The sequence below is a fragment of the Palleronia sp. genome (assembly GCF_042089775.1).
Classification (GTDB): domain Bacteria; phylum Pseudomonadota; class Alphaproteobacteria; order Rhodobacterales; family Rhodobacteraceae; genus Palleronia.
Map to the genome: position 1 here is coordinate 1 of NZ_JBELKF010000109.1, position 8,687 is coordinate 8,687.

At 64.7% G+C, this 8,687-nt stretch carries 5 protein-coding genes; 1 reads left to right on the forward strand and 4 read right to left on the reverse strand.

The window, feature by feature from the left end:
* On the reverse strand, positions 1–304 hold a 304-nt coding region (locus ACFDS3_RS17455; RefSeq protein WP_375263633.1), incomplete at its 3' end, for a transposase.
* An 86-nt stretch (positions 305–390) separates the two neighbouring features.
* Here ACFDS3_RS17455 and ACFDS3_RS17460 point away from each other — a divergent pair.
* Positions 391–783: an IS5 family transposase gene (locus ACFDS3_RS17460; RefSeq protein WP_375263637.1), complete on the forward strand. Its 393-nt coding sequence runs from the start codon at positions 391–393 to the stop codon at positions 781–783.
* 77 nt (positions 784–860) lie between these two features.
* On the opposite strand, the gene ACFDS3_RS17465 is transcribed toward ACFDS3_RS17460, so the two are convergent.
* The 3 genes from ACFDS3_RS17465 to ACFDS3_RS17475 all read right to left on the reverse strand — a co-directional run.
* Positions 861–3,155, reverse strand: coding sequence for a glycosyltransferase (locus ACFDS3_RS17465; RefSeq protein ID WP_375263634.1), 2,295 nt, complete (start codon positions 3,153–3,155; stop codon positions 861–863).
* 522 nt (positions 3,156–3,677) lie between these two features.
* Positions 3,678–7,415: an AMP-binding protein gene (locus ACFDS3_RS17470; protein WP_375263635.1), complete on the reverse strand. Its 3,738-nt coding sequence runs from the start codon at positions 7,413–7,415 to the stop codon at positions 3,678–3,680.
* 149 nt (positions 7,416–7,564) lie between these two features.
* Positions 7,565–8,687 (reverse strand): nucleotide sugar dehydrogenase (locus ACFDS3_RS17475; protein ID WP_375263636.1); only part of this gene is annotated, 1,123 nt, incomplete at its 5' end.

An 8,687-nucleotide genomic window follows, 5' to 3' on the forward strand; every position in this document is an offset into this window, starting at 1 on the left:
GCGTCGCCGCTTCTGCGATCGCCTCGGCATCGCGATCATCATTCTTCTGCGCCTTAACATAGGGACGCACATATTCCGGCGACATCAGACGGACCTCGTGGCCCAATGCTGTCAGCGCTCGTCCCATGTGATGGGCGCCACAGCAGGCCTCCATGGCCATGGCGCAAGGGGTCAGCTTGGCGGCGAACGCCACCACCCCATCGCGACGCAGTCGTCGCCGCACGACGACCCTGCCGTCCGCGTCGAGACCGACGACGCTGCAGGTGGTCTTGCCCAGATCAATTCCAAGGATCACGATATTCATGGTTCGCTCCTTCCTCTGACTGCCGGCAGTCTACAGTGCCGGCGGGAGGGGCGGGCCATCCATAAAGGGGGACTCAAAGCCAGACCATCGGACGCTCTCGCGGTGGAGTGACCACCAAGATCATGGCGCTCACGGACGCGCTCGGGAACCTGATCGACTTCCGATTACTGCCCGGTCAAGCGCATGACCTACGAGGCACGGCGGCCCTGCTGGAGGGGTTGGTCTGTGGCCAATTCCTTGCCGACCGAGCCTTCGACGCGAACTGGTTGCGCGACGCCCTGACCCGCGGTGGGATCGAGGCTGTTATCCCGCCCAAATCGAACCGGAAGTATCCAGCTGAGTTCGACAAAGAGGCCTACAAATGGCGCCACTTGGTCGAGAACTTCTTCGCCAAACTCAAGGAATACAGGGGCATCGCGATGCGATGCTGCAAGACTGATAAAAGCTTCGGGGCATTCATTGCACTTGCCGCTACATAGGGATGAAAACGCAGAGTGGCATCTGAAACAGGAGACGGCAAGCGTCCCTCCGGCCACAGTGTCCGTGGCCGGGAAATCTAGGGGTCCGATGGCGGCAGCGCTTTTCCGGCGGCACCGACACTCGCATAGTAGGCTAGGTATACCTTCGCCGCCTGTGCGATCGAGAAGCGGCTCCGCGCGAAGGATCTGGCCTGCCCGGCCATATGTCGCCGCAGGGCATGATCCGAAGCCAGACGGTCCAGCGGCTCTGCAAGCCTCTCGGCGATCTCGTGTTCAGGCAGGTGGTTGCAACGCACGAGATGGCCGGTCTCCCCTTCCAGAATGGTTTCTGCAGCTCCTCCCGCGTCGTTCGAGATTACCGGCACGCCAAGAGCCTGCGCCTCGATCAGCGTGTTGGGCAAGCCTTCGGACTCGGAGGTCATCATTAGGATGTCCATGGCTCCGATCCAGGGCTCGACCGGGACCTTACGGCCGACGAACTGGACCTTTCCTTCCAAATCCAAGTCCCGGGCCAGGGCCTTCATTTCATCCATCAAAGGGCCGTCGCCCACGCAGAGACCTCGGACCTGCGGGTTCCGGTCGCTGACGGTCTTGAGCACCCGCAACCAGACATGCCACCTTTTGACCGGATGGATCCGGGCGGCGAGCCCCACCACCACGTGCGACGAGGTCCAACCGAGCTCGGACCGAAGCGTCACAGGGCTTCGGGTGCCAGCCTGCCTGTCGATCAGATCGAAGTCGTAGCCGTTCATCACCACATTCGCGGAACCGGCCTCCATCCCAAGCCATGTCTCGAAGGAGCGCGCGCCCATGGCGGAGTTGCAGATCAACCGCACCTGAGGCCAGTGCAGGACCAGCCGGAACAGGTCGCGCACCTTCTGGTGACGAGGGTACCAGGCCGGATGCATGGTGCGCCGCCCTCCCATGATGATCGTGGGAACGCCGGCCAGAAGCGCAGCCAGGGCGGCCGTGGAGCCGGTATCTTGCCAGCCATGCACCACCCTGGGGCGGACCCGCATGAAATAAGCGGTCAGATCCCGGACCTCCTTTCCGACCTGGCGCGGTAGCAGGTCCAGAAAGTCCACGAGCTTCGCGGGCAGCATCCCGTCTTCAGCTTCTCCCGGGATGACTTCGTCCTCCAGGAGCGAAAGAGGAATCTTTGAGCGAATGACCTCCTCCTCGAGCGAGCCCGCGTAAAGGCGCCGCCGAAGGCAGAGAATCTCGGCAGGTTGCTGTTGCCGGACAAGCTCTCGCGCCACGGCCACGCATTGCCGCTCCGCCCCCCCCACTGCAAGTGAACTTGTGACAAGCACGATGGCGTCGCCACAGATCGAAGGAGTCCCGCGGGTTAGGGAGAGGAGTTCGGGGAACAGGATCTCGTAGAGCTCCTGATCCGATCGAGGCACCGGCAGGGCGTGATGCTCGAAATTTTGAATTCGTCGGGCAGTTCGCCGAAGTATCGTATTCCGGGGGGCGACTTCCACCAGCCGGGGCATATAGGCCTGTATCGCTCGTACATCCCCGAAATTCTCGTGGGCTTTCAGAAACCCTTGAATGGCCGCCGAGCTTTTCGGATAGGCTTTGACCCCTGCCTTTCCCAAAAGGCACGCCTCGGCATCGCGTTTCGCGACCGTATAGACTTCGATGAGCTCGTTGTAATTCTGGCCGCTCTCGAGAGGGATAGCGGCCCGCGCCTTTTCCAGCAGCGTCTCGACCAACTCCAGATCGTCGAGCCGGAATGCAGACGCTACGGCATAGCGAAGGAGCCGATAGGAGCGGGGATTGTGCTTCAACCCCGTGTCGATGATCCTCAGCGCTTCCCAATGAGCCCCCATTTCGCTGAAAGCAGTGTGGGCGACGACATGGAAGGCGGTATCGTGAAACCCGGCCGCCATGGCGGCCTGGGCCATCCTGAGCCTGCGATCGGGTGGCAGGTTCGCCTCGCGGGCAAAACGAATCATGCTTTCGAAGAGGGCCTTGCGGGGGATGAGGCTTGCCGCGGCCTCAAGCGTGGCGAGAGCGGCCTCCACCCCTTCCAACTCGTAGGTGTAACGCGAGACATAGATCTCGCGCAGGCAGTTCTCGTCGCCCTGCGGTGCATGCCGCAGAAGGTGTTCCAACGCTTGAGCCGTACCCGCCTCGGCTTGGAGGACCAGGGACTGCAGCACCCTGTGCTCCGAGGGGGTGAGGTCGGGGGCGTGTTTCCGGATCACCCTCCTGGCCAAGCTCGGGCGTGATCCGCTCAAGGCGCTGGCGACGACGGCCTGCAAGGAGGCGAAGGTGGCGGGATGGTTCTGGAGGGCGTCGCGCAGAATGCGGATGTGGCGAAGAATATTCCCGGATCGACGCGCCTGTTCGGCTTGCCGCAACATGTGCTCGAGATCAGGCAGCTGCGACCTGTCGATGCGAGCGGATCTGCGGTCGGTCGCTGCAAAGACGCGGTCTTGGGGCAAAGGTGTCGGCAAGGTTCGGAAGCCCTCGGCAGGAGATCAGGAAAGGAGCCTTGAAAGCCAGTCCCGTATAGTGGGGGCGGCACGGGCCGTCCATTGTGCAGCCTGCCTCCAGCGCACCGCCTGGAGGCGCCCAATCCCATCGCGCAGCCCTCGGACCCGCTCACGATGATCGAGAAACACCACAACCGAATTTTTCCTCAAAAACCGCTGCGGCGCCACCTCCCTAGGATTGCAGCCCGTCTCAGCGCCCCCTTGGCAATCGGCCGCCGGCCCGCTCCCTGTGAAAATCCCCGGGCAGCCCGGCTGAGCCCTCCCGCGCGCCCGCCCACAGGGCGCGCTGCAAGTCCTAGGGCGGCCGGCTCCCCATCTCGAAGGCAACCCCTGCCGCCTCCTCAGCCCGGGCCCGCGCCGCCCGACTCGAGCTACGGCTGTTTAGCTGGCCTAGAACGCCGTGAGCTGGCCGGGCCTGGCCCGATCTTCGAGGCACCGGGCGAAATCCGACCAAGATTGGCGTGTCGACGGAAGCGCCGGCGGAACATTCAGGTGCGCCTCGTGTATCTCTTCAACCACGAGCGACAACTCGAGGCGCTCGAGCGAGGTGAGCTCGGGGATGGGCGCGGCCGGGTCGAACTCGGTCGCCTCCACCAGACCGCACGCCTTTGCCCAGTCGCGCAGCCTGCTCAGAACCGGGGGCAACTCCGGGAGAGCGAGCGTCGTCGGAGCGCAGAGCGGCGCATGGCACCCTTCGGAAAAGGTCGCTTTTATGTGGCCTCGATCCGTCTTGCCGCTCGCCATGACGGGAAATTCCGGGGAGGTCTTCACCTGCTTGAGTTTCAACGCGCCGGCCGAGGCCTCGAACACGACGGATCGAGCTTGGGCGACGAGCTCTTTGGCGGGGTGGGTTCCGATCTGGAGGGCCATGCTGAGCTCGGGCACATCGCGGCTCGTCTCCAGAAACCCGATGGCGCCCCCAATGCCGTCGATTTGCTCGCAGACCTTCTCGAACTGTCGGATCGAGAACCGCTGCCCGGCCAGTTTGAAGACCGCATCCCGACGGCCCAACACCTCGATGCGCCCGTGAGCGTCCTGACGCAGAATATCCTGCAGCATGACCTCACGCGAGGGCCGCTCCTTGACCGGAAGGTTTGCGTCCGCCAGCGCGTCGAAATACCCGAGCATGGCCTTGGGACTCGTGACGCGCAGCGTCCCCCCATTTGGGTCTTCGGTGGAGCCATCGGGGCGAATTTCGATCGTGGTGTCCGGCGCGACCCAGCCCCCGGGGCTTCCCGTCATGCCCGGCCAAGCAGCATCTGGCAGCTTGCCGAAGGCAGTGTAGACCACTTCGCTAGAATCGTAGGCGCACCAAGCCTGAAGCGCAGGCCGGACCCTAGCTAGGTCCGACATGACGCCACGCGTGATCGGCTCCCCCCAGAGCAGTCCCTGACGCAGGGAGGTCGCCGTCTCGCGTTGCCATAGGGTCGTTTTCAGGAGCAATCTCCAGATCGAGACCGGCGCGGAGAGGAAGGTGGCCTGGGCCTGCTCGATCCAGTGCGCCAACGCCACGGGGCTGCGCTCGATTTCCCGGTCGGGCAGGGCCAGCTGCGCGCCGGCGCGCAGGCAGGCCATCAGATCGGCAAGCCCGACCGCATCCCAGCGCGTCATGTAGAGCACCCGGTCCGCCGAGGAGAGCTGCATGCAGCGGTCGAGCCCGGAGGCGTTGGACTGCAGACCGGCTGGCACCACCACCCCCTTGGGGCGACCTTCGCTGCCAGAGGTGAAGACCACGAAGCCGGGCTGATGGGGGGCGAAAGCCGGCAGCGCTGTGGCAGGTGTGAAGCTCTCCAGAAGGTCCTCGGCCGCCCGCAGATCGCCCGCGTCATCAAAGATGAGAACAGGGGCCTTTTGCAGGTCGCGGTCGGCATTGACCATGCGGGTCCAGACCGAAGCGGGTGCTAGAATCAGATCCGGACGAAACGCCTTCAGGCGTTCGATCAGGGCCGTCGGGGCCAAATCATCCTCGAGCGGGCAGAGCAGGCTGCCTGCCGCCAGCGCGCCGAAGGCGGTGGCCATCAGCACCTCTCCGCGAGGGGCCACTACGGCCATCCGGTGCTGCTCCAGAAACCGCCGATCCCTCCGGCTGTGTTCAGGGGCGTTGGCCTGAAAATGCAACAGCAGGGAGACCATCCGCAGGGCCAGGGGGGTGATCATGGCCTGCGAAATGAGCCGACCTGTTTCGAACTCCGCCGTGGCCTCTCGATCCGCTGCCGGGACGCGCATCCCCTTTAACAGGCTGGCCTGCACCTCAGGCGTGTCCCGCCATGTCTCGAGGGCGAGCAATTGCCGGGCCGCAGGGGGGCCGCCAAACGTCCGGAGCTGAGCCGAGGAACAATCCGCCAGCCCCTTTGCATGCGCGCACCGGATCTGTCGGGCGAGCTTTTGGGTCAGCCAAAGCGACCTGACCCAAAGCGATCCCTGGCGCGGCGCGCGCACTTCGATCACATCGAACATGGGGCCTTGGGGGGTGACGGCCGAGAGCAGGCGCAGTCCCACCCGGGCATTCGCGGCAAGCGCCACTTGGGCCGGGAACACGCGGACAGCATACGGGCGCTCGAGCCAGGGAACGAGCGCCCGCACCCCGGGTGCCTGCAGCCCGTCATTGGTCACATCAATGATGTCGCCTCGTTTCAGGTGGCCCAGGATCGCCTCGATCTGTTGGCCGTCCTCCATGCCAAAAAGACCGAGAAGTGCGATGTTGCTATCGCCGTTCGGCCCGGAGATCCCATGCCGGGCGAGGTCGTAGCGGTGTTGCGAACTCGCCTGCAGGATGCTCAACACCTTGCGCGTCGAGAGCGCAGCTACAGCATGCATGCCAAGATAGGTGATGCGGCCCGATGCCTCTGACAGGTGGTTGCCGACCAACAGGGCACCCGTCTCGGAAGTGGAGACTGCCTCGAAGAATTGCCGGGCCCGGGGGGTCGTAAGCTGTTCCAGCCCCGCCGGCCCCGCGTCGAGAGCTGCCTCGTAATCGGCCCACGCCTGGAGCACCCGCCTCTGCGTCTCGACCCGCTGCCGCCACGCCCCGCTCCCTGTCGAAGAAGGTCGACCGGAGGATCGCAGAGCGTGACACAGAGCGAGAACCTCGGCCTGAGCCTGCAGGGGGCCGGCCTTCCAGGGCATGCGCAGGACGGCCTGCGCCAGGGCCTCATTGAGAATTTCCGTGGCATGAGGATGCAACGCGGGCTGGTCGGCGCTCTGCGCGGCGAGTTCGGACAGGTGCGCCGGCGTCAGGAAGGCGAGGTGTCGCAGGGCGACCAGACGGTGATGCGGCGGCAAGCTGGCCATGGCCTGACGGATTTCTATCAAGGGGAGGTCGTGCTCTTGGGCGATTGGCCGCAAGACGCGCAAGGCGACCAGGGAGGCCCCCACCGACGGTTGGAGCAGCGGAAGGTGGGCCGCGGCGAGGGCAAGGGCCCGCGGAAGTTCATTGAGCTTGGTCAAGGTCGCCAGAGCGGCTTTCAGCTGCTTGGCGGAGTTGATCGTTTCTGGCTGGATACCCGCTGTCGCGCCGCCCGCCTGCCGATACTGCAGGGTCTTTTCGATGCCTGCCTCGATCGATCGGTCGGGGTGCTCCTCGTGGCACCGTTCGGCCAACCGGGCGGCCTCGTAGGTCCGGCCCTGCGCGGTCAGCACCTTGATCCGCACATGCTCTGCCGCGAATGGGTCGGTTTCCCGCAGGGTAGCCAGCTGCGTCTCGACGAACCCGGCTTCTCCGAGATCGAGGACTTTCAACAGCAAGCCCGGGACTTGATGCGGCGCGGCGGCGGCGAGCCGGTCGCGCAACCAGGCGTCAGCCTCCGCATGTTTCCGGGCCAGTTCCGCCATGATCCGATCAGCTGTCTGTTCCAGATCCGAAGCACGTTCACAGGAAAACGAAAGCTCACCCGCCAGAATGTGCGCGGAGGCTGCCACGCGCCGCAAGTCCGGACAATCTGCCTGCGAGAGAAGCCATTCCACCCCCGCTGCCAGAGCTCCGATCCGATATTGCCGGTACAGCTGCAACGGCGTCGGGCGGGGGATGGCTGGTAGAGGGGGGGCGGCGCGAAACGCCTGCGCGATCGTCTCCCCGACAGCCCGGGCCGTGGCCAGCATATCTTCTGAAGAAGCAGTCCTGCGGGTCATCGGCGTCCTCGACATATGTTCTTGCAACTGCAGGGGAGCCAACTCTAGAGCGAGCCTTCCTTCATGCCAAGGCCGGCTCCGCGCGCCTCAGGGGCGACGCGGTTCAGCCCCCCAAGACCACCTCATTGATGTGTGGCCCCTGACGGATCTCACAGGCGCAGATCGGAATCTTCGGAAGCGAAGACCGACTTCAGATCGAAGAAGACGTGATCGTCGGTGCCGTACTCGCGCAGGGCGGCGGCGCCGGCATGGCGGAACTCGTCATGGGCCACCGCCAGGAGAACCGCATCGTAGTGGCCCTTCTGGGGCGTTTCCACCAAGGTGAGGCCATACTCGTGCTGCGCGCGCTCGGCATCGACCCAAGGGTCGTGCACATCGACATTCGCACCGTATTCCTCGAGCTCCTGCACCACATCGGTCACCCGGGTGTTGCGCAGGTCGGGGCAGTTTTCCTTGAACGCGAGCCCGAGGATCAGGATCCGGGCATTCTGGATGTGGAAGCGGTGGCGCAGCATCGCCTTGACCAGCTGGCCGGCCACGTACTGGCCCATGCTGTCGTTGAGCCGACGGCCGGCCAGAATGATCTCTGGATGGTAGCCGATCGCCTCGGCCTTGTGGGTGAGATAGTAGGGATCGACGCCGATGCAGTGGCCGCCCACTGGGCCCGGACGGAAGGGCAGGAAGTTCCACTTGGTGCCGGCCGCCTCGAGCACGGCGCTGGTGTCGATGCCCATCTTGTTGAAGATCAGCGCGATTTCGTTGACGAGCGCGATGTTGAGGTCACGCTGGGTGTTCTCGATCACCTTGGCCGCCTCGGTCACGCGGATGCTCTGGGCCTTGTAGGTGCCCGCGGTGATGATCTCGGCGTAAAGCGCATCCACCTCCTCGGCGATCTCGGGCGTCGAGCCGGAGGTCACCTTCCGGATGGTAGGCAGGCGGTGTTCCTTGTCCCCGGGGTTGATCCGCTCCGGGCTGTAGCCGACGAAGAAGTCTTCGTTGAAAACGAGACCCGAGACGCGCTCGAGAACGGGCACGCAGTCCTCCTCGGTGGCGCCGGGGTAGACGGTGGATTCATAGATAACGATATCGCCCTTCTTGAGCACGTCGCCTACGGCCTCGGAGGCCTTGAGAAGGGGGGTCAGGTGGGGCCGGCGATGCGCGTCGGTGGGGGTCGGCACGGTCACGATGTAGATCTGGCAGGCGGCCAGCTCCTCGAGCAATCCTTCGACAGGCGGCGGCAGCGCCCGAGCCAGGCGAGGGTGCGCTCCACGA